This window comes from Novacetimonas maltaceti, from assembly GCF_002906255.1.
Lineage (GTDB): Bacteria > Pseudomonadota > Alphaproteobacteria > Acetobacterales > Acetobacteraceae > Novacetimonas > Novacetimonas maltaceti.
On record NZ_POTC01000007.1, the window covers coordinates 58,506 to 83,995 of the forward strand.

Below are 25,490 nucleotides of genomic sequence, written 5' to 3' on the forward strand. Positions count from 1 at the left end.
CGGGATGGTCCCCTTTTTTGTAGATGGAAAATCCTTGAGGAATAAAAGTTTTTGGGTGCCGCCTTTTTTCCAAAAAGGCGGCGTTCTTCGAAGCTTTTTGAAAAAAGCTTCACCAAAAACTTCTTTCACTTTTCTTCAGGCGGGGGAGCTTCTTCCTTCTTTCCCCCCTCTTCCGCCGGGGTGTCACGGTCGATCACCTTGATGTCGTCGCCCACCAGTCCCTGCGCGAAGGCCTGCGCGGAGAACGGACGCAGATCCTCCGCCTGTTCGCCCACCCCAACCATATGCACCGGCAGGCCGAACGCATCAGCCAGCGCCACGACAATGCCGCCACGCGCGGAACCATCCAGCTTCGTCACCACCAGTCCCGTGACATTCACCAGTTCCTTGAACACGCGCACCTGTTCCATCGCGTTCTGGCCCGTGGTGGCGTCCAGCACAAGGAAGACGGAATGGGGCGCGGTCTCGTCGAACTTGCGCATCACGCGGATGATCTTCGCCAGTTCCTCCATCAGCGCGCCCTTGTTGTGCAGGCGTCCGGCCGTATCGACCAGCAGCAGGTCGGCACCTTCCGCCTTGCCCTTCTTGAGCGCCTCGAACGCAAGGCCTGCGGCATCGGCATTGGGGGGGCCGGCGATGACCGGCGCGCCCACCCGCTCGCCCCACACCTGCAACTGCTCCACCGCGGCGGCACGGAACGTGTCGCCCGCGACCATCATGACCTTCTTGCCCTGCTCGCCATAATAACGGGCCATCTTGCCGATCGTCGTGGTCTTGCCCGTGCCGTTGACGCCCACCACCAGCACGACATGCGGCTTGTGCGCGGGATCGGGCTCGAACGGGATGGCGACGGGTTCAAGGATATTCGCAATTTCCTCCGCCAGCGCGCTGCGGACTTCCTCGTCCGTGACTTCCTTGCCGAATTTGGCGGAACGGAAGGAATCAATCACCTTCGCCGCGACATTCGGCCCAAGGTCGGCGGAAATCAGCAGGTCTTCCAGGTCCTCCAGCGCCTTGTCGTCAAGCTTGCGCCGGGTGAAGACCGCGCTCAGCCCGCCGCTGAGTTTCTGTGTGGAGCGCGACAGCCCCGCCTTGAGTCGTGAAAAGAAACCAAGAGCCATGTCAGGAAATTTCCGCCACCAGTCCGTTATCGTCAAAAGCCACGGGCCGCACCGTCTCGATCCGTCCCGCCTGCGACGGCGCAACGCCATCTGCCAGCCGCACCGGGGCGAATTCCTCGGAATGCCCGGATGTCTGCGTCTCCATCAGCACCCGCAGCGGCCGCCCGAGCAGCCCCGCGTGATAGGTACGCGCCGCCTGCGCCCCCGCCGCCCGCAGGCGGGCCGCGCGTTCGCGCCGCTGCGCCATGGGGATGGCGGGCATCCTTGCTGCCGGGGTGCCGGGGCGTTCGCTGTAGGGGAAGACATGCAGGTAGGGCAGCGCCTGCCCCGCGATGAAGTCCAGCGTCTCGTTGAACAGCGCCTCGTCCTCGGTCGGGAAACCGGCGATCACGTCCGCGCCGATCCCGATATCGGGCCGCAACCCGCGCGCCCGCGCGATGACGGCGGCGACATCCGCCGTCAGGTGACGACGCTTCATGCGCTTGAGGATCATGTCAGACCCCGCCTGCAGCGACAGGTGCAGATAGGGCATGAAACGCGGCTCCTGCCCCAGCAGTTGCCACAGGTCGTCATCAATTTCCACCGGATCGACCGATGACAGGCGCAGCCGTTCGAGTTCGGGCACGAGTGCCAGCAGCCTGCGGCACAACTGCCCCAGCGAAGGCTGTCCCGGCAGGTCGCCCCCCCATGAAGTGATGTCCACGCCGGTCATCACCACCTCCCGATAGCCCGAGGCGACAAGCGCGCGCACCTGCTCGACCACCGCGCCGACGGGGACGGAACGCGACGGCCCGCGCCCGAAGGGAATGATGCAGAAGGTGCAGCGATGGTCGCACCCCTGCTGCACCTCCACAAAGGCGCGGGTGCGGCCCGCAAATTCCGTCACCAGATGCGGCGCGCTTTCACGCGCGGCCATGATGTCGGACACCGCATTGCCCTGCGACAGCGCCGCCTCGCTCCAGCTTTCGGCGGACAGTTTCTCCCGGTTACCCAGCACGCGCGTCACACCGGGCAGCGCGGCCCAGCGTTCGGGGTCGATCTGCGCCGCGCATCCCGTCACGACAATGCGCGCGTCGGGCCGGTCGCGATGGGCGCGGCGTACCGCCTGGCGGGCCTGGCGTTCGGCCTCCGCCGTGACGGCACAGGTATTGACGATCACGACATTGTCCAGCCCGGCCGCATGGGTGCGCATCACCTCGCTTTCGTAGGTGTTGAGCCGGCAGCCGAATGTCAGGATTTCAGGCTTTTTCATCGGGGATAGGTATCCAGCGCAACAGAGCCTTCGAAACTCAGCGTGGCGGGACCACGCATCAGGACGTGGCCGTCGGCCTCGCGCCATGTCACCGACAGCACGCCGCCATCCATTTCCACGGCACAGGTGCGATCGACCAGTCCGCGCCGCACGCCATTGACCACGGCGGCACATGCGCCCGACCCACAGGCCAGTGTCAGGCCCGCGCCACGTTCCCACACCCGCAGGCGCATGGCGTCGCGCGCGCGCACCTGCGCAAAGCCGATATTGGCACGTTCGGGAAACAGCGGGTCATGTTCCATCACCGGCCCCTGCCGGCGCGGGTCGGTCGCATCATCGGCCTCAAGGAATACGGTGGCATGCGGGTTGCCCATCGACGCCGCCGCCGGGTCCCCCCACAGCGGCAGGTGCAGGGTATCGACCTCCCGCGCCAGCGGGATATCGCGCCAGCCCAGCGCGGGCGGTCCCATATCGACGCTGATCGTCCCGTCTGCGGCGATTTCGCTTTCCAGCAGCCCGGCGCGGGTCTGCAGCACCGGGGTCGCAATGCCCCGTTCACGCCCGATCAGGGCGGCGACACAGCGCGACGCATTGCCGCACGCCCCCGATTCGCTGCCATCGGCGTTGAAGAAACGCACGAACACGTCCGCGCCCTCGCGGCAGGCGGGGCGCAGCACCACGAACTGGTCACAGCCGATCCCGCGCTGCCGGTCCGACAGGGCGGCGATGCGCGCGGGCGTCAGGTCAAGGCGGCCGGCGCGTTCGTCCATGACGACGAAATCGTTCCCAAGGCCGTGCATCTTGTAAAAGCTGGTCTTCATCCGAACCCTATATACGCCAACATCATGTCCGCCGCGACCATGCGCGCCACCGGCGGGGAGTCGCCCGCCGACGCGTTTTTACAGGAAACGCCCCGGCGCGCCACGCTGCAGGACCTCGATACGGTAACCATCGGGGTCGGTGATGAAGAAATACCGCCCCACGAACCGCTCCCCGCACGACATGTCCCTGACCGGTTGCGGCGACAGGCCCGCGGCGGACAGGCGCGCATGTTCGGCATCCACGTCCGCGACCGAGACGGCAAGGTGGCCATAGCCATCGCCAAGGTCATACGGGCGGTCGCGGTCATGGTTGAATGTCAGTTCGAGTTCGAACGTCTGCTCCGCGTTCGCAAGGTAGATCAGCGTGAACGTATCAAACACGAACCTGTCCACCGGCCTGAGGCCGAAGGCGAGGTCATAGAACGCCATGGCGGCGTCCGCGTCCCGTACACGGATCATGGAATGGATCATTCTGGCCATGTCTGCGCTTTCTCCCTTGCTGCAATCTGTCGTAAATGGCGGCAACTGACGGCATTCTCAACATGCCGTGGCGTTTTTTCGCGCACGGCGAAACGTGCAGGCGACCGGCCGTTTCGTCCCACCCCGTCGCATCTGGCATATTCATGAACGACCTGCACGGCTTCCACCCCGGCGCCTTCCTCAGCGCATCGCACGAATCCGACACCGCCTTCTGGTCCGCCCGTCCCTCCGGCCCGATGCTGGATTCCGGGGCCTGCACGGCGGTCACGGCGCTGTATCGCACCATGCTGCCCGAAGGCGGGCGCATCCTTGACCTGATGGCCGGCAACGACAGCCACCTGCCGGACAACATCCCCTTTGACGCCGTGATCGGCATCGGGGTGGATGCCCCGGCGCTGGAGGCCAACGACCGCCTGACGCAACGCATCGTGCAGGACCTCAACGATGCGCCCGAACTGCCGCTGGCCGATGAATCGCTTGATGCCGTGTGCCTGTGCGACGTGGTACCCTACCTGCGTCACCCCGTCGCGCTGTTTCGCGAAATCGCCCGTGTCCTGCAACCCGGCGGGCTGGTTCTTGTTACATACGGAAACAGTTTTGTCCCACAAAAAGCCGTGGCATTGTGGCAGGCACTCGAAAGTGACGAGCGCCAGCGCCTTGTGCGTATCCTGATGCAGCGCGCGGGCTTCGCCCATACCGATACCGGCAGCGTGACACCGCCCCCCAACGATGCCGTGTGGCATGACACGGTCTATGGCGTCACCGCGCGGCGCGATGGCAGCGTGGCATGAAAAACACGCCTCCTGCCGCGCATCGGATATTACAGAAGGTAAAAATATCCTTCTTAAAAGAAATTATCATTTACGCCGAAGCCGGGAAATGTTTTGACACACAGTAGTCTTGACCCGTAGTCCGAGGCCCACTGGTAATATATGCCGAATCTTTCCTCCCGTCGTGCTGGCTGGCTCAGCCTGTCGGCCGCCCTGCTGCTGTGCTCTTTCATGGTGCCTGCCTCGGCAGGCTGGGCCGAAGACGATCCGGAATCGCTCGACATCATGGAGCGACAGATGGAACGCCTGCAACAGCAGCAGATGGAACTGCAGCGCAGCCTGCAGGCAATGCGCCAGCAGATCGCGCAGCACCGCGCCCATGCCGGCACGGGCACGGGGGGACATTCCCTGCAGGTTTCAGGCAGCGCGGGCCATGTGCGCGGCGGCTGGACCCCGCAGGAAGGACACCTTGCAACCACGGGCGAACGCACGCCGCCGGGCATGGCGGCGCCGCATATCGGGGGACATTCGGACAACCCGAACGGATCGTTCCTCGACACGCCGACTTTTGAATCCGTCGTCGCCCACCGCGACGAGGACCTGATCTCGCACATGGCGAACAACAATGTCGGCCCGCACACGCGCGAAACCGTCGGCGAGCAGTCCACCGGCGCGCTGGGCAGCAAGGTGTTCCATGCCGGGTCGGTGTCGATCATCCTTGGCGGGTTCTTCGACGCCGCCGCGGTGGAGGAAAACCGCCATGTCGCCTCGGGCATCTTCAATTCGTGGGCGAACATCCCCTTCCGCAACAGTTCGAACTTCCACACCGACAACTTTACCGGGGACGCGCGCTATACCCGCTTCTCCCTGATGGCGCGCGCGCCGCTGGGCACGCACATGACGGTGGCGGGATTTGTCGAAAGCGATTTCGGCGCGAGCGCGGAAACCACCAACCCGTATGAAAGCAACTCCTACGTCCCGCGCCTGCGCCAGGCGTACCTGACGCTCGATGATTCCAAGACCAACTGGCATTTCCTGATCGGTCAGGCCTGGACGATGCTCACCCCCGACCGCGTCGGCATCATCCCCCGGCAGGAGAGCCTGCCGGAAACCATCGAATCCTCCATCCTCGCGGGGCAGACATGGGCACGGCAGTGGCAGGTGCGCCTGGTCAAGGACTTCCTCGAACATCGCCTGTGGGCGGGCGTGTCGATCGAAAACCCGGCGACGATCTATGACACCACCGGCTTTTCCTCTGCTGGCGACAATGGCGAATACGCCCTGCCCGGCAGCGGCAACTATGCCAAGCTGGGATCGAACGGCGTGGGTCTGACGGGATCGACCACGAACTATTCGAACGAGATCGCGCCCGACATCATCGCAAAGGTCGCGGGCGACCCGTCATGGGGCCATTACGAAATGGAGGGGATCGTCCATTTCCCGCATGACCGCTCGGTCATCGGGGGCGAGGGCGTGAACCATACCGCCATCGCCTGGGGCGGCGGCGGGTCCATGATCGTGCCGATCCTCCCGCACCATCTCGAAGTGCGCCTTGCCGGACTGGCGGGCAAGGGGATCGGGCGCTATGGCTCGGTCCTGCTGCCTGACGCCACGCTGAAGGAAAATGGCGCGCCCGACCTGCTGAGCAGCGCGCAGGCCACGGCGGGCATCATCGCCCATCCCAACCGCCTGTTCGATGTCTATGGCTATTTCGGGATGCAGCGTTCGGGGCGTGGGTATTTCGATTCCGATGGCACGGCCTATGGCTATGGCAACCCGATGTCCGATAACAGCGGATGCTGGACCGAAGGGTCGTCGGCATGCACGGCAAGCATCAAATCGGTGGAGGAATTCACGATCGGTGCATGGTACCGCTTCATCAAGGGCAAGTACGGCACGGTACAGGCCGGGACCCAGCTTGCCTACTCGCGCGTGCATGCGTGGGGCGGCACCGGCGGCGCTCCCAGCACGAGCATGAGCGAGATCTTCTTCGACTTCCGCTACCTGCCGTTCCAGTAACCCCCGCCCGCGCCACAACAGCCATGACACCAGCGCCTTGCGCCAGCGGGAAAAAAGGGGGATGTTGCCCCCACCTGTCTGGACGAGGCGAAAGGGTGCGACGCAGATGCCGGTAAAGCAGCGATACTGGAAAATTGCCGGGTGCGTGGCCGTCGGGCTCCTGCCGGTCCTCCTGTCCTCCATCCCCGCCATGGCGCAGGAGGAAGAGGACGACGCGGAATTCAAGCGCCACCAGTCCATGCACCAACTGTCACGCCATCCGCCGCTGCCGCGCCTGCACATGGATTACAGCCAGTACCGCTTCATCCCCCCCGGCGACAAGGTGAAGGAACAGCCCGACGTGAACCGGCTGCTGTTCTGGACCCAGAACGGCACGCCCGATGGCTATGCCGAACGCCATGGCGGGGCCATCGTCTATTATGACAGCACGGGCAAGGCCATCCGCGTCGACAATGTCCCGATCTCCCCCAGCCGCTGAACCCGCGTTGCGCGGCACCGGAAACCCGACAGGACGTTAAAGGCCGCCTCCCGGAGCATTCAGTGCCCGGCCCTCATTCCCCTTCGCACGGGCCGCGCGCATACAGCCGCGTGATCCCGTCGGCATCCAGCACCTGCATTGCAGGGCCATCGCGCATCACCCGCCCATGGCGCAGCAGCACGGCATGGTCGTACGCAACTGCGGCGCGCAACGGGTCGTGCGTTGTCGCGACCACGGCATACCCGTTATCGGCCAGTTCACGCAGCAGCGCATACAATCGCTGCTGCTGCCCGTAATCAAGGCCGGTTTCCGGCTCGTCCAGGACCAGTATCCGCCCGCCCTGCGCCAGGGCACGCGCGATCAGGACGGCCTGGCGCTCCCCGCCGGACAGGTCGGTATAGGCGCGCGCGGCAAGGTGGGAAATCGACAGCCGCGCCAGCGCCCCATCCACGATGGCGGCCTCCGCCGGGTCAGGTGCGCGGGCAAACGGTGTATAGGACACCCGCCCCAGCGCCACCACGTCGCGCACGGCATAGGGAAACAGCGACACGTGCCCCTGCGGGACATAGGCGATGCGGTGCGCGACCTCCCTGCGCCGCCATTGCGACAGGTCCCGCCCATCAAGCAGCACCTGCCCCGCATCGGGCCGCAGCAGGCCCAGCAGCACGCGCAGCAACGTGCTTTTCCCCGCCCCGTTCGGCCCCAGCAGCCCGGTCATCCGTCCCGCCACCACCGACAGCGATACGTCATCCAGCACGCACCGCCCATTGCGACGCAACCCGACACCGCGGACCTCCAGCACCGGATCGCTCACAACCGCCATCCCCGCTTCAACAGGCGCAGTACCGACAGGAACACCACAACGCCAAGCAGGTCCGTCAGCAGGCCGACGGGGATTTCCTCCACCGACAGGCAGCGCGCAAGGTCATCGCAGACCAGCAGGAAGATCGCGCCCAGCCCCGCGCTCAGCGGGATGACGCGCGCATTGCATGGCCCCGCCAGCAGGCGCGCCACATGCGGGATGATCAGCCCGACCCAGCCGATCATGCCGACGGCGGACACCGTCAGCGCCGAAAGCCCGGTGGCGATGCCGATCGTGCCATAACGCAGCGCCGAGACCGGCACGCCAAGGGTCCGGGCCTCGTCATCGCCCATCGCCAGCGCATCGAGCATGCGCCCGCACGCCGACAGCACCACGATACCCAGCAGCACGGGGACCACCATGACCTCAAGCCGCAGCACATCGACCTGCGTCAGGCTGCCCAGCAGCCAGAACACGATGTCGGGCAACTGTTGCTGCGGGTCGGCGACATATTTCAGCATGGACATCAGCGCGGTGAACAGCGCCGAACTGATCAGTCCACCAAACACCAGCATCAGGACGGAGGTCGCATCGAACATCCGCGCCACCCCCACACCGAACGAGACGGCCAGAATGCCACCCGCGAATGACAGCGCCTGCACCCCCGTCGTGCCCATGCCGCCGACAATCCCAAGCGCCGCGCCAAACCCCGCCCCCGCCAGCACGCCGAGCAGGCCAGGAGAAACCAGCGGGTTGCGGAATACCGCCTGGTATGTGGCCCCCGATACCGACAGGGCCGCCCCCACGCACACCGCCGCCCCGATCCGCGGCAGCCGCGCGCCCGTCAGGATCGCGTGCACCATGTCATACTGCGCGGCAGGCAGCGCATGGCCGCCCATGGCCGTCACGATGAAGCGCACGATCACGCCCGGCGCAATGGCATAACGTCCAAGGCAGGCAGACACCAGGACACACAGCACAAGTCCGCCGGACACCAGCACCCCGGCATGCCGCCCCATTGCACGCAGGGTCAACGGGGGCTGTCCCCCCCATCCCTTGCGCCATCGGCGGGCGGCAGTCCGGCCAGGATCCGCTTCGCCTGCGTGGCGTCGAGGTCGTAATGGAAGAAATCGCGATAGAAGGCGCGCGTCTGCTCCACCATGTCGGTGGCCGCGAACAGGTCGGGGTGCAGCACCTGCGCCGCCCATGCAACCTGCAGCGGGAATTCACTGCCATAACGATCCCACGGGAACACGCCCGCCGGGTTATGGACCACGCGCCCCGCCTGCACGGCCCTGATGTTGCGCCACACCCCGCCATCGGCCGCCGGGTCGAAGGTGCCACTGTCGGGGCCAAGGATGATGACATCGGGGTTCCATGCGGCCACCTGCTCGACCGAGACGGGCTTCATGTTCCCGTCCACCCCGTCCGCCGCGTTGCGCGCGCCTGCAATCGACAGCCATTCGTCAATGATCGTGTGCGCCCCGTCCACGCGCAGCGGGTGCAGCGACTGGATATGCACCACACGCGGCCGCGCATCGGCAGCCAGCGCGCCGGTGCGCGCGCGGGTGTCATGGATCACCCCGTCAAGCATGGTTTCATACGCCCGCGTCACATCATGCGCCTGCTGCGTGCCGATCACCTGCGCCGTCATCTCCAGCGAGCGCCGCAGGCTTGCGACATCGGTAAACCCGGCCACCAGCACCGGAATCCCCACAGCACGCAGCGCCGCCGCCGTGGCCGACCCGTTGGGAACGAAGGCGACATCCACCCCGGCCTTCAGCAGGCTTTCGGCATTGACGGCGGGGCCGTTGACCCCGATGGCCTTGTACAGGACGGGCGCGACACGGAACATCCATGGCCGCGTATCGGGACGGTCCACCGTCACCGCGATCCGGTCCGCAGCGCCGAGCATGATCGTCAGTTCGTTATGGGCAAACCACAGGTCCGCGATATGCCGGGGCTGTGTGGGGACCTGCTGCACCTGCCCCGTCATGTCGGTCACGCCATGGGTTGCCGCATGGGCACAAGACACCGACAGCATCATCGCGCCGATCACCCCGACGCCCCATTTCCGCCAATGCCGCATGCCGCTGCCATCCCTTCTGCCTGATGGCCCCGATATATCGCATCGGATACATCCCCGGCCAGAGGCGATCTTGTGCCCGTGAAGGCACGTTTTGAAATAATGGATTGAAAAAATTAAAAGTTTTTGGGTGCCGGCTTTTTTCAAAAAGGCGGCGTCCTTCGAAGCTTTTTGGGAAAAAGCTTCACCAGAAACTTCTTAATGATTTTCCCGACAGCCCATAAAAAAAGCCGCCCCGACAAGGGCGGCTTTTCCAGATCCGTTATGTAACCGTGGATCAGTCCTCGGCATAGGTCGAGATGTCAGGGCACGAGCAGACGAGGTTGCGGTCACCATAGGCATTGTCCAGCCGGTTGACCGGCGACCAGTATTTGGTCCCCGCCTGCACTTCACCGGGCAGGCAGCCACGCGCACGGTCATACGCCCGGTTCCATTGCGGGTCGGTCACGTCACGCACCGTATGCGGCGCATGGCGCAGGGGGCTGTCCTCCACCTTGATCGCGCCATCCATGATCTCGCTGATTTCCGCATGGATCGCGATCATCGCATCGCAGAAACGGTCCAGCTCACGCAGGCCCTCGGACTCCGTCGGCTCGATCATGAACGTGCCCGCGACGGGGAAGCTGACGGTCGGGGCATGGAAGCCGTGGTCGACCAGACGCTTGGCGATGTCATCGACCGTCACCCCGGCCGTATCGCGCACGGGGCGCAGGTCGATGATGCATTCATGCGCCACCCGCCCGTTCGCCCCGCGATACAGCACCGGATAATAATCCGACAGCCGCGCCGCGATGTAGTTGGAGTTCAGGATCGCGGCCTCGGTCGCGCGGCGCAGGCCCGCATCCCCCATCATCTTCATGTAGGTCCACGAAATCGGCAGCACATCGGCCGAGCCGAACGGCGCCGCGCACACGGCATTGGCCTCGCCCAGTTCGGGACGCCCCGGCAGGAACGGCGCAAGGTGCGCGCCCACGCCAATCGGCCCCATGCCCGGACCACCGCCGCCATGCGGGATGCAGAACGTCTTGTGCAGGTTGAAGTGGCTGACGTCCGAGCCGTAGGAACCCGGACGCGACAGCCCGACCTGCGCATTCATGTTCGCCCCGTCAAGGTAGACCTGGCCGCCCGCCGCATGGACCAGGTCGCACAGTTCGCGCACGCTCTGCTCGAACACGCCATGGGTGGAGGGATAGGTGATCATGATCGCGGCAAGCTGCGGCGCGTACTGCGCGATGCGTGCCTTCAGGTCATCCATGTCCACGTTGCCATGTTCGTCGCACTTGACGACGACAACCTTCATCCCCGCCATCTGCGCCGATGCCGGGTTGGTGCCATGGGCGGATGCCGGGATCAGGCACACGTCACGCCCGGCCTCGCCCCGCGCGCGGTGATAGGCACGGATCGCCAGCAGCCCGGCATATTCGCCCTGCGCGCCCGAATTGGGCTGGAGCGAGACGGCGTCATACCCGCTGATGCGGCACAGCATCTGCTGCAGGTCCGCGAACAGTTCGGCGTAGCCTTCCATCTGGTCCGCCGGGGCGAAGGGATGGATGTCACAGAATTCCGGCCACGTGATCGGCATCATCTCCGCCGTGGCGTTCAGCTTCATCGTGCATGACCCCAGCGGGATCATCGAACGGTCAAGCGCAAGGTCCTTGTCCGCAAGGCGGCGCAGGTAGCGCAGCATGTCGGTTTCGGAGCGATAGGCGCTGAAGACCGGCTGCGTCAGCAGCGTGCCCGTGCGCGCCAGCGCCTGCGGGATCGCACTGCCCGAAGCGTCGAGCGTCGCTTCCATCGTCGCCACGCGCGCCGCGTCCCCGGCGAAGCACGTCCAGATCTTGCGCACGACTTCAGGCGTCGTCGTCTCGTCAAGGCTGAGGCCAAGGGTATGTGCGTCAATGCGGCGCAGGTTCATCCCCGCCGCCACCGCGCGCTCCGCAATGGCTGCCGTGCGGTCACCTGTCGCAATGCTCAGCGTGTCGAAGAAGGCGTCCGTGCGCACGTCCTCGCCCAACGCGCGCAGGCCCGCGGCGGCCACGACACACAGGCGGTGGATACGCTGCGCGATCGCGCGCAGGCCGTCGGGCCCATGATACAGCGCATACATCGACGACACGACCGCCGGCAGCACCTGCGCGGTGCAGATGTTCGACGTCGCCTTTTCGCGGCGGATATGCTGCTCACGCGTCTGCAGCGCAAGGCGATAGGCCGGCTCGCCGCGCGAATCGATCGACACGCCAACAAGGCGGCCGGGCATGTTGCGCTTGAACGCATCGCGCACCGCCATGTACGCCGCATGCGGGCCACCGGCCCCCATCGGCATGCCATAACGCTGCATCGAACCGACCGCGATATCAGCCCCCAGCGCGCCGGGACTTTCGAGCAGCAGCAGCGCCATCGGGTCCGCCGCCATCGCCGCGATCGCGCCTGCCGCATGCAGGGCCTCGATGGCGGCACGCGGGTCGCGCACCTGCCCGGAGGAGCCGGGATACTGGAACAGCGCGCCGAACACCCCGTCCGCGTGCAGGTCATGCGCGGGATCGCCCACCACCAGCGTCCAGCCCATCGGCTCGGCGCGGGTGCGCAGGACGGAGATCACCTGCGGATGGCAGTCCGCATCGACGAAGAACGATGTCGCCTTGCTGCGTGCGACGCGACGCGCCATGGCCATGGCTTCCGCCGCCGCCGTGGCTTCGTCCAGCAGCGAGGCATTGGCCACGTCCAGCCCGGTCAGTTCGATCACCAGCGTCTGGAAGTTCAGCAGCGCCTCCAGACGGCCCTGGCTGATTTCGGGCTGGTACGGGGTATAGGCCGTGTACCAGGCCGGGCTTTCCAGCACGTTGCGCTGGATCACGCCCGGCAGGATCGTGTTGTAATATCCCTGCCCGATCAGTGACGTCATCACCCTGTTGCGGCGCGCGATCTGGCGCAGGCGATCCAGCGCCTGCGTTTCGGACACGCCGGCACCCAGACCCATCTCCCCCTTCAGGCGGATATCGCCGGGGACGGTCTGCGCCATCAGGTCCTCAAGGCTTTCCGCCCCGACGACACGCAGCATGTCGCGCACGTCATGGGCATCGGGGCCGACATGACGCGCGCAGAACGCGTCAGGATCGCTGCCCGCGCCCTGCCACAGGGGGGAGTTATCGGTGAAAGACGTCATGATCGGGAACTCCGTCAGGTCACAGGCAGCAGGGATATCAGGCCAGCAGCGCGGCGTAGGCCGCAGCGTCGAGCAGGCCGTCAAGCTGCGAGCGGTCGGCCATCTTCATGCGCACGATCCAGCCCTCGGCTTCCGGCGCGCGGTTGATCAGCGACGGATCCTCCGCCAGTGCGCCGTTGAACGCGGCGACCGTGCCGCCCACGGGGGCATAGATGTCGGAGGCGGCCTTCACCGACTCCACGACCGCGACGCTGTCGCCCTGTGCGACGTCGGTGCCGGCGTCCTTGGCTTCGACGAAGACAAGTTCGCCAAGTTCATCGGCCGCATGCTGCGTGATGCCGACGACGACCTCGTCGCCCTCGATGCGCAGCCACTCATGTTCCTTGGTGTAATAGGTGCTCATGATCCGCTCGTTTCCTATGATGGTGGATGTTGGGAAAACCGGGTGAAATCCGGGGCCTAGCGCCGGAAGGTCGGCGCCACGAACGGCAGCGCGACCACATGGACCGGCAGGAAGCGCCCCCGCACGCCCGCGAACAGCGGCGTGCCAATGGCCGACGATGCCGCCTCGACATAGCCCATGGACACCGGGCCGGGGACGCTGGGGCCGAATGCGCCCGATGTCACATGCCCGACCTGGCGGGTGCCTTCGGCATCGCTGAACAGCGGCGCGCCGCCACGGATCGGGGCGCGTCCCTCACCCTTCAGTCCGACGCGACGGCGCGTGGCCCCTTCGGCAAGCTGCTTCGCCACGATGTCGGCGCCCGGATACCCGCCGGCACGCGCGCCACCGGGACGGCGGCTTTTCTGGATCGACCATTCCAGCGCGCCTTCGACCGGCGATGTCGTGGTGTCGATATCCGAACCATACAGGCACAGCCCGGCCTCCAACCGCAGGCTGTCACGCGCGCCAAGGCCCGCGGCGGCCATGTCCGTGCAGGCCAGCAGGGCGCGGGCGACCTTTTCCGCCTGGGGGGCAGGCATGCCGATCTCGAACCCGTCCTCGCCAGTGTAGCCGGAGCGCGAGACGATGCACGGCACGCCCGCGACCTCGGTCTCGATCACGTCCATGAAGCGCATGTCCGCCGTCGCGGGCGCCAGTTCGGCCATCGCCGCGACCGCCGCGGGCCCCTGGGCCGCGATCAGGGCGCGATCCGACAGGAATTCCACCTCGCACACATCGGAAATCCCGGCCTTGACCAGCGCGAAATCCGCCTCCTTGCACGCGGCGTTGACCACCAGCAGGAACCACGTTCCCATGTTGGCGATCATCAGGTCATCGCTGATGCCACCATCCTCGCGCATCAGCAGCGCATAACGCTGCCGGCCGGGACGCAGGGCGACGATATCGGCGGGGACAAGCCGTTCGAGCGCCAGCGCCGCATCGGCCATCACGCCCGAACGCGGGCGCACGCGCACCTGCCCCATATGCGAGACGTCGAAGAGGCTGCCTGCCGTGCGGGTATGCAGGTGTTCGGCCATGACGCCAGCGGCGTACTGGACCGGCATGTCATACCCGGCGAAGGGCACCATGCGCCCCCCCAGTTCAAGATGCAGCGCGTGCAGCGGCGTGCGCAGAAGACCCTCGGTCATGCGAAGACTACCTCGTCATTGCGATATGTCCCCACGACGCGCGCGCCACGGCCCGCATCCCGCAACGCCGGCGGCGCCACAGGGGAAAAGGCCGCGGCGTCGGGACGCGCGCAGGGGGAACATGTGCGGGGGGATGCCAGAAATTGCGAAATCGTTACGATCTGTGCCGAAAGCATGGACATGAAAAGGGCTCCCGCGACTCCGTGATGGATATCACCTGCCCCTTCTGTCACCTGTGCCTGAGATCGCTATCCCGTCGGCGGACGCCACCGCGAACGGCGCGCCTCTTTCCAGAAGTTATCACCGACCGGTCCTTTTGCCTGAGAGTTTCCGGGGCGGTTGCTCCTTCGGCGCCGGCATGGCCGGTCTCTCCCGTGTCGATACCCGACTGCTTGACATGACACGCGAACACAAGTCAATCCATGAAAACGCCCGATGTCCCGCGTCCATGCGCGCGCCTGCACGCACCGGGGCGGGGCATCCGTTCCTGCTGTCACAAAGAAGGATGCCAGACATGGCCGACACCTCCCTGATCATCATCGCGGAATTCGAAACCACGGCCGCCACGCGCAAGCCCTTCCTCGAGGCATGCCTCGAGGACAGCATCCGTTCGGTCACGGACGAGGCGGGATGTTCGTGCTTTGACGTGCTGACCACGTCGGACGAACCCGACACCGTGATCCTGCACGAAGTCTATGACAGCCCGGCCGCGTTCGAGGCGCACCAGGCAACGCCGCATTTCAAGGCGTTCAGCAACGCGGTCAACACGCTGAAGGTCCGCACCGTGAGCGTGCGCAAGACGACGCGCAACGCGACGGCATGACTCGTTTCGGAATAAACCCTGAAAAGTAATGAAAGTTTTTGGTGAAGCTTTTTGCAAAAAGCTTCGAAAGACGTCGCCTTTTTCGATCAAAAGGCGACGCCCAGAAACTTTTGTCATGTCAGGACTGCTGGGCGGGGAATGATTTTCTCCGCCCACGACAGGTCAGGCTTCCGGGGTGTAGCCCGGCAGGTTGCGCGCGATATAGGGCGGCAGCACGAAGGACGCGACGTGCATTTCGGGCGTCCAGTACTGGCATCCCGCAATCCCCGCCTTACGCGCGCGTTCGCGGATGGTCGCGACATCCTGGCCACCCGGCGCCTCGCCCTTCGCCGCGATGCCCAGCGTCATGAACCCGCCGACATAGGTCGGGACCGCCGCGACATAGGCGGAGACATGGCGGAAGAACTGTGCGCGGCGCGCGCTGGTGTCACGCAGTTCGTCGGCCTGCATGAAGGGCACGCCGCACTGGTTCACGATCAGGCCGTTTTCGGTCAGGATCCGCGCGCAGTGGCGATAGAACGAATCGGTGAACAGCACTTCGCCCACGCCGATCGGGTCGGTGCTGTCGACGATGATGGCGTCAAACGACCCATCGGGCGCATTGGCGACATATTCGATCCCGTCACCCACGATCACGTCGGCGCGCGGGTCGTTCCACGCATCGCCCGCGATGTCGGGCAGGAACTTCTTCGACAGGGAAATGACTTCCCCGTCGATTTCGACCATGACCGCGCGCTCGACCGTCCTGTGCTGCAGCACGCGGCGCAGCACGCCGCCATCGCCCGCCCCGATGATCAGGACATTGCGCGCCGCCCCATGGGCCAGCAGCGGCACATGCGTCAGCATCTCCTGGTACACGAACTCGTCGCGCTCGGTGATCTGCACCACCCCGTCGAGCATCAGGACACGGCCATAATCCTCGTTCTCGAATACCGCGATGTCCTGGAACGCGCTTTTGGTCTGGGCCAGCATCCTGTTGACGCGAAGCTGCTGCCGCCAGCCGCCATAGAGGGTTTCGCTGATCCAGACGTCGGACATCATGGTACTCCTTGAAAAATATCCATGCGAAAACGGGCCGGACACCGGGTCCGGCCTGTCATCTTCTCCCGTATGGGAAATATCGGGTGCGGGCGGGACGCCGCAGGACAGGGCATGGGGGACATGTCACATCCCCCCCATGCAGGCACGTTACAGCGCGACGCGACCGCGACGCTGTTCGTCCACCTCGATCCGGCCGGCCTGGAACAGGCGCTGCATGACCGGAATCGCCAGGTGCGGGTCACATGCGCCACACATGAAGATGTCCACGGCGGCGAAATTGCGTTCCGGCCACGTATGGATGGAAATGTGGCTTTCCGCCAGGACGACCACGCCCGACACGCCGCCATTGGGCGTGAAATGGTGGAAGTGGCTGTGCAGGATTGTCGCCCCGGCCGTCACTGCGGCTTCGCACAGGGTGCGGTCGATCTTGTCCGGATCGTCAAGATTGTGCGCATCCCAAAGATCGACAAGAAGATGCGTTCCCGCAAACTTCATCCCGTCTTTTTCGACGAAATAATCTTTCCGGTCGTCGTCGGACGAAAACGGCGCTGAAGAGATCTGGTTATCGCTCGGGAGTTCCGAGACCATCCCCAGTTGAGCAAGTGCGTTCATCACGTACCCCCAAACCAGTAGACAGCCTGTTGGGCAGACATTGCCCCCTTGGGCCAAGAGCGCCGCTGATAGGGCTTCTGACGGGCAGGACGCAAGCATTTTCCGCATGATGGGGACAATATTTTTTGTATTTCCCCATCACGCCCGCAACTTCGCCCCGCCGCGCCGGTTTCTATTTGCCCTTCATCGGCTTTTTTCCGCCTTTTTTCGCCTTTGGCGCGGCCTTCGTCGCCGTGGCGCGCGATTTCGGCGCGGCGGCCGCTTTCCTGCCCGCCTTGCGGGCCGGCGCCTTCTTCGCGGGAGCAGGCGCGTCGGCCTGCGGCACCGCGACCAGCGGGCGTTGCGCCAGAAGCGGGCGAAGGAATCGGCCGGTATGGCTTTCGGGGTTGGCCGCGACCTCCTCCGGCGTGCCCTCGGCCACGATGCGGCCACCGCCGTCACCGCCCTCCGGCCCCATGTCGATCACCCAGTCGGCGGTCTTGATGACCTCCAGGTTATGTTCGATCACCACGACCGTGTTGCCCTGCGCCACCAGCGCGTGCAGCACCTCCAGCAGCTTGCGCACGTCCTCGGTATGCAGGCCTGTCGTCGGCTCGTCGAGGATGTAGAGCGTGCGCCCCGTGGCGCGCCGCGCCAGTTCCTTCGACAGCTTCACGCGCTGCGCCTCGCCGCCTGAAAGGGTGGTCGCCTGCTGTCCCAGCGCGACATAGCCCAGCCCCACCTTCTGCAGGATCGCAAGCCGGTCACGGATGCGCGGCACGGCGGAGAAGAACGGCAGCGCCTCGTCCACCGACATCGCCAGCACGTCGGCAATCGACTTGCCCCGGAACTTCACCTCCAGCGTCTCACGGTTGTAGCGCGCGCCCTTGCAGGTGTCGCAGGTGACGAACACGTCGGGCAGGAAGTGCATCTCGATCTTCAGCACGCCATCGCCCTGGCACGCCTCGCACCGGCCGCCCTTCACATTGAAGGAGAATCGCCCCGCCTTGTAGCCACGCGCCTTGCTTTCGGGCAGTTCGGCGAACCAGTCGCGAATCGGGGTGAACAGGTCGGTATAGGTCGCGGGGTTGGAGCGCGGGGTGCGCCCGATGGGGGACTGGTCGATGTCGATGATCTTGTCGAGCAGTTCGATCCCGTCGATCTCCCGATACGGGGCCGGGTTCTGTCCCGATCCCATCAGGCGGCGCGACAGGGCCTTGTACAGCGTGTCGATCACCAGCGTGGACTTGCCGCCGCCCGACACCCCCGTGACGCAGGTGAACGTGCCCAGCGGGAAGCGCGCGGTCACATCCTTGAGGTTGTTGCCGCTCGCCCCGCGCAGCACCAGTTCGCGCGCCGGGTCGACGGGACGGCGGTGGGCCGGGACCTCGATGCGCTTGCGCCCCGACAGGTAGGCGCCCGTCAGGCTGTCGGGATTTTCCGCAACCTGCTGCGGCGTGCCGTATGCCACGACATGCCCGCCATTGACGCCCGCACCCGGCCCCATGTCGATCAGCCAGTCGGCTGCGCGGATCGCGTCCTCGTCATGTTCGACGACGATCAGCGTATTGCCCAACCGCTTGAGCCGCTCCAGCGTGCCGAGCAGGCGTTCGTTGTCGCGCTGGTGCAGCCCGATGGAGGGTTCGTCGAGCACATAGAGCACCCCCGTCAGGCCCGACCCGATCTGGCTGGCAAGGCGGATGCGCTGGCTCTCCCCCCCCGACAGGGTGGCCGACCCGCGCGACAGCGTCAGGTAATCCAGCCCCACGTCATCGAGGAAGCGCAGCCGGTCGAGGATTTCACGCAGGATCCGCCGCGCGATCTCCGCGCGCTGCGGGGTCAGCGTTGCCTCCACGGTCGCGAACCATTCCAGAGCGCGACGGATGGGCATGTCCGACGCCTGCGCGATATTCAGGCCCGCCACCTTCACCGACAGCGCTTCGGGCCGCAGGCGCGCACCATGGCAGACATGGCACGGCTTTTCGGACTGGTAGCGTGACAGTTCCTCGCGCACCCAGACGCTGTCGGTTTCCGCCATGCGGCGGCGCAGGTTGGTGATGACGCCTTCGAACGGCTTGGTCAGGGTGTAGCTGCGGCGGTCGTCGCTGTAGGTGAAGGCGATGGGATCGCGCCCGCCATCAAGGATGACGTCACGCACGCCTTCGGGCAGGTCGCGCCATGGCGTGTCCATGCTGACGCCGTAATGCGCGGCCACCCCGGCCAGCGTCTGCTGGTAATACGGGCTCTGGCTGTTGCGCCATGGCGCGATGGCTCCGCCCGCAAGCGACAGCCCCTCGTCCGGCACCACGAGGTGCGGGTCGAAGAACGTCTCCTGCCCGATGCCGTCACAGGCCGGGCAGGCCCCCTGCGGCGCGTTGAAGGAGAACAGGCGCGGCTCGATCTCCTCCAGCGTGAAGCCGCTGACGGGACAGGCGAAGCGCGAGGAGAAGACCGTGCGTTCGGCAGGCATGTCGTCGCCCGCCTCCTTCCCGCGCGGCACTTCCTCGGCATAGACAAGACCGTCGGACAGCGACAGCGCGGTCTCGAAACTGTCGGCAAGGCGGGCTTCCAGCCCCTCACGCACGACGATGCGGTCCACCACCGCCTCCACCGTATGGCGCAGGCGGCGGTTCAGGTCTGGCACGTCGGCAATTTCATACAGCGTGCCGTCCACCTTCACGCGGGTGAAGCCCTTGCGCTGCAGGTCCGCGAGTTCCTTGCGGCATTCGCCCTTGCGGTCGCGGATGACCGGGGCCAGCAGCATCAGGCGCGTGCCGTCCGGCATGGCCATCACGCGATCAACCATCTGGCTGATGGTCTGCGCCTCGATCGGCAGGCCCGTCTCTGGCGAATAGGGAATGCCCGCGCGTGCCCACAAAAGGCGCATGTAGTCATGGATTTCGGTCACGGTGCCCACGGTGGAACGCGGGTTCTTCGACGTGGTCTTCTGCTCGATGGAGATGGCCGGCGACAGCCCCTCGATCGAATCCACGTCCGGCTTGCCCATCAGTTCGAGGAACTGCCGCGCATAGGCCGACAGGCTCTCGACATAGCGGCGCTGCCCCTCGGCATAGATGGTGTCGAACGCCAGCGACGATTTGCCCGACCCCGACAGGCCCGTCATGACCGTCAGCGCATCGCGCGGGATATCGACGTCGATGTTCTTGAGGTTGTGCGCACGCGCGCCCCGCACGCGAATCGCGGGGCCGGTCACCTGCTGCACACCGGCCCCCGCCCGTGCGGGAGAAGAATCGTCCATGTTATCCTCCTGCCCCACTGACGCCGCGTGGGGACCGAATGTGATGTTGCCATGTTGTTCTGTCCCCATCCCGGCCGGAGGGCAAGGGGCCATGGCAAGGCGACCTGTTTTTTCCCGGCTGCTTTTCCGATGGGAATCCGCACCAAAAAACCCGGGGCAGGGCTTTGCCGTGCGCCCCCTTTATGGTCTAGGATATGCGGCCTCACGACCGGCCGGTCCGCACCATGGCGGACATGGCGGTTCCCGACGGACCGGCCCCTGCCCCCTGACACCGGGACGCAGGCAGGCCGCCCGCGAACCCGAACAGCAAGCAGGACATCAAATGGCGGGTAGCGTCAACAAGGTCATCCTTATTGGTAATCTGGGCAAGGACCCCGAGATCCGCAACAGCCAGAGCGGTGCAAAGATCGTCTCCCTGACGGTCGCGACCAGCGAATCATGGAACGACCGCGCCTCTGGCGAACGGCGCGAGCGCACGGAATGGCACCGCGTGGTCATCTTCAACGAACGGATCGGCGACGTGGCCGAACGCTTCCTGCGCAAGGGGCGCAAGGTCTATCTCGAAGGGACGTTGCAGACCCGCAAGTGGACGGACCAGTCAGGGATGGAGCGCTATACCACCGAGGTGGTGATCGACCGTTTCCGCGGTGAACTCGTCCTGCTCGACAGCAACCGTGGCGGCGAAGGTGGCGAGGGCGGTGGTTACGGCGGCGGCAATGGTGGTGGCTATGGCGGCGGTGGCGGCGGTTCCTCCCGCCCGGCACAGCAGCCGCGTTCCGCCCCGCCCGCAGGCGGCGGTGGCGGCGGATGGGATGCGCCGTCGGGTGGCAGCGACCTTGACGATGAAATCCCGTTCTGAGCACGGCGCCGACGCCGCCTGAAGGCATGTAACCGGCGAAGGGCGCAGGAAATGCGTCCTTTTCCACGGGCGGCGTCCGTGGGCGGGGTCCAATGGCAGGCATCGCCCCGGCATGATGCCGCCATGGTGCCAGGTGATGGATGGACGACATGGATACACACGGCCCCCGCACGCAACGTCCCCTGACCGACAGGGAAATCGGCAGATTCCTCAGCCTTGTCCTGCGCCATGACCCCGGCCGGATCGACATCAGGCTCGACCCGCAGGGATGGGTGGACACCACCACCCTGATCCGTCAGGCCCGCAGGCATGGCAGGACGTTCGACCTGCCGACCCTCCGCCGCGTGGTGCGTGACAATGACAAGCAGCGTTTCACCCTGTCGCCCGATGGCGCGCGCATCCGCGCGGCACAGGGCCATTCCGTCGCCGTGGACCTCGCACTTGCCCCTGCCATCCCGCCCGCGACCCTGTGGCATGGCACCGCGCGCGCCAGCCTGGATTCGATCTTTCGCGACGGACTGGTGCCCGGGCGCCGTCGGCACGTCCACCTCTCCACCGACGAGGCCACGGCCATGAAGGTCGGGACGCGCCATGGCCGGGCCGTGGTCCTGCGGGTCGCGGCGGAGCGGATGCAGGACGATGGTCTGATATTCTGGCGGGCGGATAACGGCGTATGGCTGAGCGGGCACGTGCCGCCACGCTATCTCTCCTTCGCCTGACATGGCCGTCCCACGGGTCTGGCGCTGCGTCCTTTCCGTGACGGAAACAGGCGCATCCGCACCACGCCACAGGGCCGGACTTGCACGCCCGCGCACCCGCCCGTACGTTCCCATGCGCGACACGCTTCGCGCGTGGGCGCAATTCTGCTATTGAGAGGGCAACAAACCCGCACGCCATGCGCGATGCGAGTCCTGATGCCCGCCCCCGCCCGCTTCCCCCCCGAACGCGTGCGAAAACCAGCCATGACGGAACTGCCTTGACCGAAATTCCCGAACAGACTCCGCCCTCCGACATGCTGCCGGTGACCATTGAGGAGGAGATGCGCTCCTCCTACCTGGCCTATGCAATGTCCGTCATCGTCAGCCGTGCGCTGCCTGATGTGCGCGACGGACTGAAACCGGTGCATCGACGCATCCTGTATTCCATGCGCGAAAGCGGCTTCACCCATGACAAGCCGTACCGCAAGTCGGCCCGCGCGGTCGGTGACGTCATGGGTAAATACCATCCGCATGGCGACTCCTCCATCTATGACGCCATGGTGCGCATGGCGCAGTCGTGGTCGATGCGGGTCAAGCTGATCGACGGGCAGGGCAATTTCGGGTCGGTCGATGGCGATTCCCCCGCCGCCATGCGCTATACCGAGGCACGGCTGGCGCGGGCCGCCTCCTTCCTGCTTGACGACATCGACCGCGACACCGTCGATTTCCAGCCCAACTATGACGAGAGCGAGCAGGAACCCCAGATCCTGCCCGCCGCCTTCCCCAACCTGCTGGTCAATGGCGCATCGGGCATCGCGGTCGGCATGGCCACCAACATCCCGCCGCACAACCCGGGCGAGATCATCGACGCCACCCTTGCGATGATCGAACGCCCGGACATGACGCTCGACGACCTGCTGCAGTACGTCCCCGGCCCCGACTTTCCCACCGGCGGGACGATCCTGGGCCGCGCGGGCATCCGCAGCGCGTTCGAGACGGGACGCGGGTCGGTCATCATCCGCGCACGTGCGGAGGTGGAGGACATCCGCCGCGACCGCAAGGCCATCATCGTCACCGAAATCCCCTACCAGGTGAACAAGGCCACCCTGCAGGAACGCATCGCCGACCTTGTCCGCACCAAGCAGGTGGAAGGCATTTCCGACATCCGTGACGAAAGCGACCGTTCGGGCATGCGCATCGTCATCGAGATCAAGCGCGACGCCACCCCCGAAGTGGTGCTGAACCAGCTGTACCGCTTCACGCAGTTGCAGGCCTCCTTCGGGGTCAACATGCTGGCCCTTGATGGCGGGCAGCCGCGCCTGATGGGCCTGAAGGACGTGCTGCAGGCCTTCATCCGCTTCCGCGAGGAAGTGATCCTGCGCCGCGCACGCTTCGACCTGAACAAGGCGCGCGACCGTGGGCACCTGCTGGTCGGCCTGGTCATCGCGGTCGCCAACATCGACGCGGTCATCGCGCTGATCCGCGCCGCCCCCGACGCCGCCACCGCGCGCACCGCCCTGATGGAACGCGCATGGGACGCGGGCGACATCGCGCCGCTGCTCGCGCTGATCCATGACGAGGGCAATGTCGTCGTGGACGGCCGTGTCCACCTGACCGAGGCGCAGGCGCGCGGCATCCTTGAACTGCGCCTGCAGCGCCTGACGGGGCTGGAGCGCGACAAGATCCAGCAGGAACTCTCCGAAGTCGCGACGCGCATCAACGAACTGCTGGAAATCATCGCCAGCCGCCCGCGCCGCATGGAGGTCATGCGCCACGAACTCGCCACCGTGCGTGCCGAGATCGCGACGCCGCGCGCCACCGACATCGCCGATTACGCGGGCGACCAGACGGATGAAAGCCTGATCGAACCGGGACAGATGGTCGTCACCATCACGCGCGACGGCTTCATAAAGCGCACGCCGCTGGATGTCTTCCGCGCGCAGAACCGTGGCGGGCGCGGCCGTACCGCCGCCGGGCGCCGGGGCGATGACATCATCATCCGTTCGTTCAACGCCCATACCCACCAGTGGGTGCTGTTCTTCTCCTCCGGCGGCAAGGCATACCGCGAAAAGGTCTGGCGCCTGCCCGAAGCCAGCCCCACGGCGAAGGGGCGCGCGCTGGTCAACCTGCTGCCCGACCTGGGCGAGGATTCGATTACCGCGGTGCTGCCGCTGCCGCAGGATGAGGATCTGTGGGAAAACCTGCACCTTGTCTTCGCCACGGCATCGGGGAACGTGCGCCGCAACCGGCTGAGCGATTTCCGTAACATCCGCTCCTCCGGCCTGATCGCGATGAAGCTGGATGATGGCGACAGGCTGATCGGCGTCGCCACCTGCCGCGAGGGGCAGGACGTGTTCCTTGGCACCCGTAACGCGCGCTGCATCCGCTTCCAGATCACGGACGACACCCTGCGCGTGTTCGCCGGGCGTGGCAGTTCGGGCGTACGCGGCATCCGCCTTGCCGAAGGCGATGAGGTCAACAGCCTGTGCGTGCTGGGCCATGTCGATGCCACGGTGGAGGAACGCGCCGCCTACCTGCGGATCGCCAATGCCCGCCGCCGCGCCGAGAACGCCGCCCAGAACGGCGAGGAGGCCGACGCCACGGCCGACACGGCGACAGGCGATGACGAGGAAGCGGCCACCGACCTCGCCCTCTCCCCCGAACGCGTGGCGGAGATGGAGGCGGCGGAGGAAATCCTCCTGATCGTCAGCAATGCCGGCTTCGGCCGCCGCTCCTCCGCCTATGACTACCGCGTCAGCGGGCGCGGCGGGCAGGGCATCAACAACATGTCCTTCCCCACCGCGCGGCGCGGCAACGCGGTGGTCGCCACGCTGCCGGTGCTGTCGGGCACGGATGTCATGCTCGTCACCGATGCGGGCCGCCTGATCCGCCTGCCGGTGGACCAGATCCGCATCATGTCGCGGCAGGCCAGCGGCGTGACCCTGTTCCGCCTGAACGATACGGAAGAAGTCACCAGCGTCTTCCCCGTCATGGATGATGGCGAGGACGGTGACGATGCCGACGGAACGGACGGCACGGGCGAAGCCGGGGATGCGGCGGATGGCGATGCGCCGCCCGCCCCCACGACGGACGGCGGCGATGACTGACACGCCCGTGCGCGCCGGCTTCTATCCCGGCACCTTCGACCCGGTGACGAACGGGCACCTCGACATCATCACGCGGGCTTCACGTCTTGTGGGCCGACTGGTGATCGGGGTGGCGAAGGACACGACCAAGCAGCCCCTGCTGTCGCTGGAGGAGCGGATCGCGTGCCTGCGCACCGATATCGCGGCCCTCGACATCCCGCCTTCCACCGCGGTCGAGGTGGTGGGGTTCGAAGGGCTGCTGGTCAACGCGGCGCACGCGCATGGGGCACATGCAATATTTCGTGGCCTGCGGGCGGTTGCGGATTTCGATTACGAGAACCAGATGTCAGCAATGAACACGCACCTGGCCCCGGATATCGAGACCGTTTTCCTGATGGCGCGACAGGGGAACCAGTATATTTCCTCCCGCCTGGTCAAGGAGATCGCGCGTCTCGATGGTGACATCACGGACTTCGTCTCCCCTTCCACCCGCCAGTGCGTCCTGGCGCGCCTGAAGGGCCGCTGAACGCGCGCCCCTTCCCCCCCCC

The 25,490-nt window shown here is 65.9% G+C and carries 21 protein-coding genes and 1 riboswitch; of the genes, 8 read left to right on the forward strand and 13 right to left on the reverse strand.

What is annotated here, in order from left to right:
• Positions 1–125 precede the first annotated feature (125 nt).
• From ftsY to KMAL_RS04350, 4 genes are all read right to left on the reverse strand, one after another.
• The gene (ftsY, locus tag KMAL_RS04335; RefSeq protein ID WP_110094530.1) at positions 126–1,121 is read right to left on the reverse strand and encodes a signal recognition particle-docking protein FtsY; all 996 of its coding nucleotides are present in this window, start codon (positions 1,119–1,121) and stop codon (positions 126–128) included.
• A gap of 1 nt (position 1,122) precedes the next feature.
• Complete coding sequence (mtaB, locus tag KMAL_RS04340) at positions 1,123–2,373, reverse strand: tRNA (N(6)-L-threonylcarbamoyladenosine(37)-C(2))-methylthiotransferase MtaB (RefSeq protein WP_110094531.1); 1,251 nt, start codon at positions 2,371–2,373, stop codon at positions 1,123–1,125.
• Positions 2,370–3,194 carry a diaminopimelate epimerase gene (gene dapF, locus KMAL_RS04345; protein WP_110094532.1) on the reverse strand — a complete coding sequence of 275 codons (825 nt, stop codon included), beginning with the start codon at positions 3,192–3,194 and terminating at the stop codon, positions 2,370–2,372. Before dapF ends, mtaB begins: the two co-directional genes overlap by 4 nt.
• Before the next feature lie 78 nt (positions 3,195–3,272).
• Entirely contained in the window at positions 3,273–3,674 is a 402-nt protein-coding gene (locus tag KMAL_RS04350; protein WP_110094533.1) for a VOC family protein, read from the reverse strand.
• 143 nt (positions 3,675–3,817) lie between these two features.
• Here KMAL_RS04350 and KMAL_RS04355 point away from each other — a divergent pair, with 143 nt between their 5' ends.
• The 3 genes from KMAL_RS04355 (at position 3,818) to KMAL_RS04365 (ending at position 6,941) form a co-directional block, all read left to right on the forward strand.
• Positions 3,818–4,465 (forward strand): class I SAM-dependent methyltransferase, encoded by a 648-nt coding sequence (locus tag KMAL_RS04355; protein ID WP_110094564.1) that lies wholly within the window; start codon positions 3,818–3,820, stop codon positions 4,463–4,465.
• A gap of 141 nt (positions 4,466–4,606) precedes the next feature.
• Positions 4,607–6,463 carry a hypothetical protein gene (locus KMAL_RS04360; RefSeq protein ID WP_110094534.1) on the forward strand — a complete coding sequence of 619 codons (1,857 nt, stop codon included), beginning with the start codon at positions 4,607–4,609 and terminating at the stop codon, positions 6,461–6,463.
• Positions 6,464–6,569: 106 nt separating this feature from the next.
• The gene (locus KMAL_RS04365; RefSeq protein WP_239019934.1) at positions 6,570–6,941 is read left to right on the forward strand and encodes a hypothetical protein; all 372 of its coding nucleotides are present in this window, start codon (positions 6,570–6,572) and stop codon (positions 6,939–6,941) included.
• Between the two features lie 73 nt (positions 6,942–7,014).
• Here KMAL_RS04365 and KMAL_RS04370 read toward each other — a convergent pair whose 3' ends face one another.
• From KMAL_RS04370 to gcvT, 6 genes are all read right to left on the reverse strand, one after another.
• Positions 7,015–7,764 carry an ABC transporter ATP-binding protein gene (locus tag KMAL_RS04370; RefSeq protein WP_110094535.1) on the reverse strand — a complete coding sequence of 250 codons (750 nt, stop codon included), beginning with the start codon at positions 7,762–7,764 and terminating at the stop codon, positions 7,015–7,017.
• A complete protein-coding gene (locus KMAL_RS04375) occupies positions 7,752–8,762 on the reverse strand; it encodes a FecCD family ABC transporter permease (RefSeq protein WP_110094566.1) in 1,011 nt (336 codons plus the stop codon). Before KMAL_RS04375 ends, KMAL_RS04370 begins: the two co-directional genes overlap by 13 nt.
• Positions 8,763–8,773: 11 nt before the next feature.
• On the reverse strand, positions 8,774–9,832 hold the full coding sequence (locus tag KMAL_RS04380) for an ABC transporter substrate-binding protein (protein WP_239019936.1): 1,059 nt from the start codon (positions 9,830–9,832) through the stop codon (positions 8,774–8,776).
• Positions 9,833–10,106: 274 nt separating this feature from the next.
• Positions 10,107–12,992, reverse strand: coding sequence for an aminomethyl-transferring glycine dehydrogenase (gene gcvP, locus KMAL_RS04385; RefSeq protein WP_110094568.1), 2,886 nt, complete (start codon positions 12,990–12,992; stop codon positions 10,107–10,109).
• A gap of 37 nt (positions 12,993–13,029) precedes the next feature.
• Entirely contained in the window at positions 13,030–13,395 is a 366-nt protein-coding gene (gcvH, locus tag KMAL_RS04390; RefSeq protein ID WP_110094536.1) for a glycine cleavage system protein GcvH, read from the reverse strand.
• Positions 13,396–13,451: 56 nt separating this feature from the next.
• Complete coding sequence (gcvT, locus tag KMAL_RS04395; RefSeq protein WP_110094537.1) at positions 13,452–14,585, reverse strand: glycine cleavage system aminomethyltransferase GcvT; 1,134 nt, start codon at positions 14,583–14,585, stop codon at positions 13,452–13,454.
• 298 nt (positions 14,586–14,883) lie between these two features.
• A riboswitch (glycine riboswitch) is annotated at positions 14,884–14,971 on the reverse strand.
• 128 nt (positions 14,972–15,099) lie between these two features.
• On the opposite strand from gcvT, the gene KMAL_RS04405 reads away from it, so the two are divergent.
• The gene (locus KMAL_RS04405; RefSeq protein ID WP_110094569.1) at positions 15,100–15,408 is read left to right on the forward strand and encodes a putative quinol monooxygenase; all 309 of its coding nucleotides are present in this window, start codon (positions 15,100–15,102) and stop codon (positions 15,406–15,408) included.
• A gap of 162 nt (positions 15,409–15,570) precedes the next feature.
• On the opposite strand, the gene speE is transcribed toward KMAL_RS04405, so the two are convergent.
• The 3 genes from speE to uvrA form a co-directional block, all read right to left on the reverse strand.
• A complete protein-coding gene (gene speE, locus KMAL_RS04410; protein ID WP_110094570.1) occupies positions 15,571–16,446 on the reverse strand; it encodes a polyamine aminopropyltransferase in 876 nt (291 codons plus the stop codon).
• Between the two features lie 150 nt (positions 16,447–16,596).
• The gene (gene speD, locus KMAL_RS04415) at positions 16,597–17,061 is read right to left on the reverse strand and encodes an adenosylmethionine decarboxylase (RefSeq protein ID WP_110094539.1); all 465 of its coding nucleotides are present in this window, start codon (positions 17,059–17,061) and stop codon (positions 16,597–16,599) included.
• A gap of 172 nt (positions 17,062–17,233) precedes the next feature.
• Positions 17,234–20,299, reverse strand: a complete 3,066-nt coding sequence (uvrA, locus tag KMAL_RS04420; protein ID WP_110094571.1) for an excinuclease ABC subunit UvrA — start codon at positions 20,297–20,299, stop codon at positions 17,234–17,236.
• Positions 20,300–20,621: 322 nt separating this feature from the next.
• Here uvrA and ssb point away from each other — a divergent pair, with 322 nt between their 5' ends.
• From ssb to coaD, 4 genes are all read left to right on the forward strand, one after another.
• Complete coding sequence (gene ssb, locus KMAL_RS04425) at positions 20,622–21,158, forward strand: single-stranded DNA-binding protein (RefSeq protein WP_110094540.1); 537 nt, start codon at positions 20,622–20,624, stop codon at positions 21,156–21,158.
• Between the two features lie 149 nt (positions 21,159–21,307).
• Positions 21,308–21,877: an RNA 2'-phosphotransferase gene (locus KMAL_RS04430; protein WP_110094572.1), complete on the forward strand. Its 570-nt coding sequence runs from the start codon at positions 21,308–21,310 to the stop codon at positions 21,875–21,877.
• A gap of 293 nt (positions 21,878–22,170) precedes the next feature.
• The gene (gyrA, locus tag KMAL_RS04435; RefSeq protein WP_408887887.1) at positions 22,171–24,963 is read left to right on the forward strand and encodes a DNA gyrase subunit A; all 2,793 of its coding nucleotides are present in this window, start codon (positions 22,171–22,173) and stop codon (positions 24,961–24,963) included.
• Positions 24,956–25,468 carry a pantetheine-phosphate adenylyltransferase gene (gene coaD / locus KMAL_RS04440; protein WP_110094573.1) on the forward strand — a complete coding sequence of 171 codons (513 nt, stop codon included), beginning with the start codon at positions 24,956–24,958 and terminating at the stop codon, positions 25,466–25,468. The genes gyrA and coaD overlap by 8 nt, the downstream gene beginning before the upstream one ends.
• The last annotated feature ends 22 nt before the right edge of the window (positions 25,469–25,490 follow it).

What these genes read in the sequence shown, in the direction of transcription:
- ftsY (WP_110094530.1), bottom strand. Translation starts at nt 1,121, where the DNA reads ATGGCTCTTGGTTTCTTTTCACGACTCAAGGCGGGGCTGTCGCGCTCC.
- mtaB (WP_110094531.1), bottom strand. Translation starts at nt 2,373, where the DNA reads ATGAAAAAGCCTGAAATCCTGACATTCGGCTGCCGGCTCAACACCTAC.
- dapF (WP_110094532.1), bottom strand. Translation starts at nt 3,194, where the DNA reads ATGAAGACCAGCTTTTACAAGATGCACGGCCTTGGGAACGATTTCGTC.
- KMAL_RS04350 (WP_110094533.1), bottom strand. Translation starts at nt 3,674, where the DNA reads ATGGCCAGAATGATCCATTCCATGATCCGTGTACGGGACGCGGACGCC.
- KMAL_RS04355 (WP_110094564.1), top strand. Translation starts at nt 3,818, where the DNA reads ATGAACGACCTGCACGGCTTCCACCCCGGCGCCTTCCTCAGCGCATCG.
- KMAL_RS04360 (WP_110094534.1), top strand. Translation starts at nt 4,607, where the DNA reads ATGCCGAATCTTTCCTCCCGTCGTGCTGGCTGGCTCAGCCTGTCGGCC.
- KMAL_RS04365 (WP_239019934.1), top strand. Translation starts at nt 6,570, where the DNA reads ATGCCGGTAAAGCAGCGATACTGGAAAATTGCCGGGTGCGTGGCCGTC.
- KMAL_RS04370 (WP_110094535.1), bottom strand. Translation starts at nt 7,764, where the DNA reads ATGGCGGTTGTGAGCGATCCGGTGCTGGAGGTCCGCGGTGTCGGGTTG.
- KMAL_RS04375 (WP_110094566.1), bottom strand. Translation starts at nt 8,762, where the DNA reads ATGGGGCGGCATGCCGGGGTGCTGGTGTCCGGCGGACTTGTGCTGTGT.
- KMAL_RS04380 (WP_239019936.1), bottom strand. Translation starts at nt 9,832, where the DNA reads ATGCGGCATTGGCGGAAATGGGGCGTCGGGGTGATCGGCGCGATGATG.
- gcvP (WP_110094568.1), bottom strand. Translation starts at nt 12,992, where the DNA reads ATGACGTCTTTCACCGATAACTCCCCCCTGTGGCAGGGCGCGGGCAGC.
- gcvH (WP_110094536.1), bottom strand. Translation starts at nt 13,395, where the DNA reads ATGAGCACCTATTACACCAAGGAACATGAGTGGCTGCGCATCGAGGGC.
- gcvT (WP_110094537.1), bottom strand. Translation starts at nt 14,585, where the DNA reads ATGACCGAGGGTCTTCTGCGCACGCCGCTGCACGCGCTGCATCTTGAA.
- KMAL_RS04405 (WP_110094569.1), top strand. Translation starts at nt 15,100, where the DNA reads ATGGCCGACACCTCCCTGATCATCATCGCGGAATTCGAAACCACGGCC.
- speE (WP_110094570.1), bottom strand. Translation starts at nt 16,446, where the DNA reads ATGTCCGACGTCTGGATCAGCGAAACCCTCTATGGCGGCTGGCGGCAG.
- speD (WP_110094539.1), bottom strand. Translation starts at nt 17,061, where the DNA reads ATGAACGCACTTGCTCAACTGGGGATGGTCTCGGAACTCCCGAGCGAT.
- uvrA (WP_110094571.1), bottom strand. Translation starts at nt 20,299, where the DNA reads ATGGACGATTCTTCTCCCGCACGGGCGGGGGCCGGTGTGCAGCAGGTG.
- ssb (WP_110094540.1), top strand. Translation starts at nt 20,622, where the DNA reads ATGGCGGGTAGCGTCAACAAGGTCATCCTTATTGGTAATCTGGGCAAG.
- KMAL_RS04430 (WP_110094572.1), top strand. Translation starts at nt 21,308, where the DNA reads ATGGATACACACGGCCCCCGCACGCAACGTCCCCTGACCGACAGGGAA.
- gyrA (WP_408887887.1), top strand. Translation starts at nt 22,171, where the DNA reads ATGCTGCCGGTGACCATTGAGGAGGAGATGCGCTCCTCCTACCTGGCC.
- coaD (WP_110094573.1), top strand. Translation starts at nt 24,956, where the DNA reads ATGACTGACACGCCCGTGCGCGCCGGCTTCTATCCCGGCACCTTCGAC.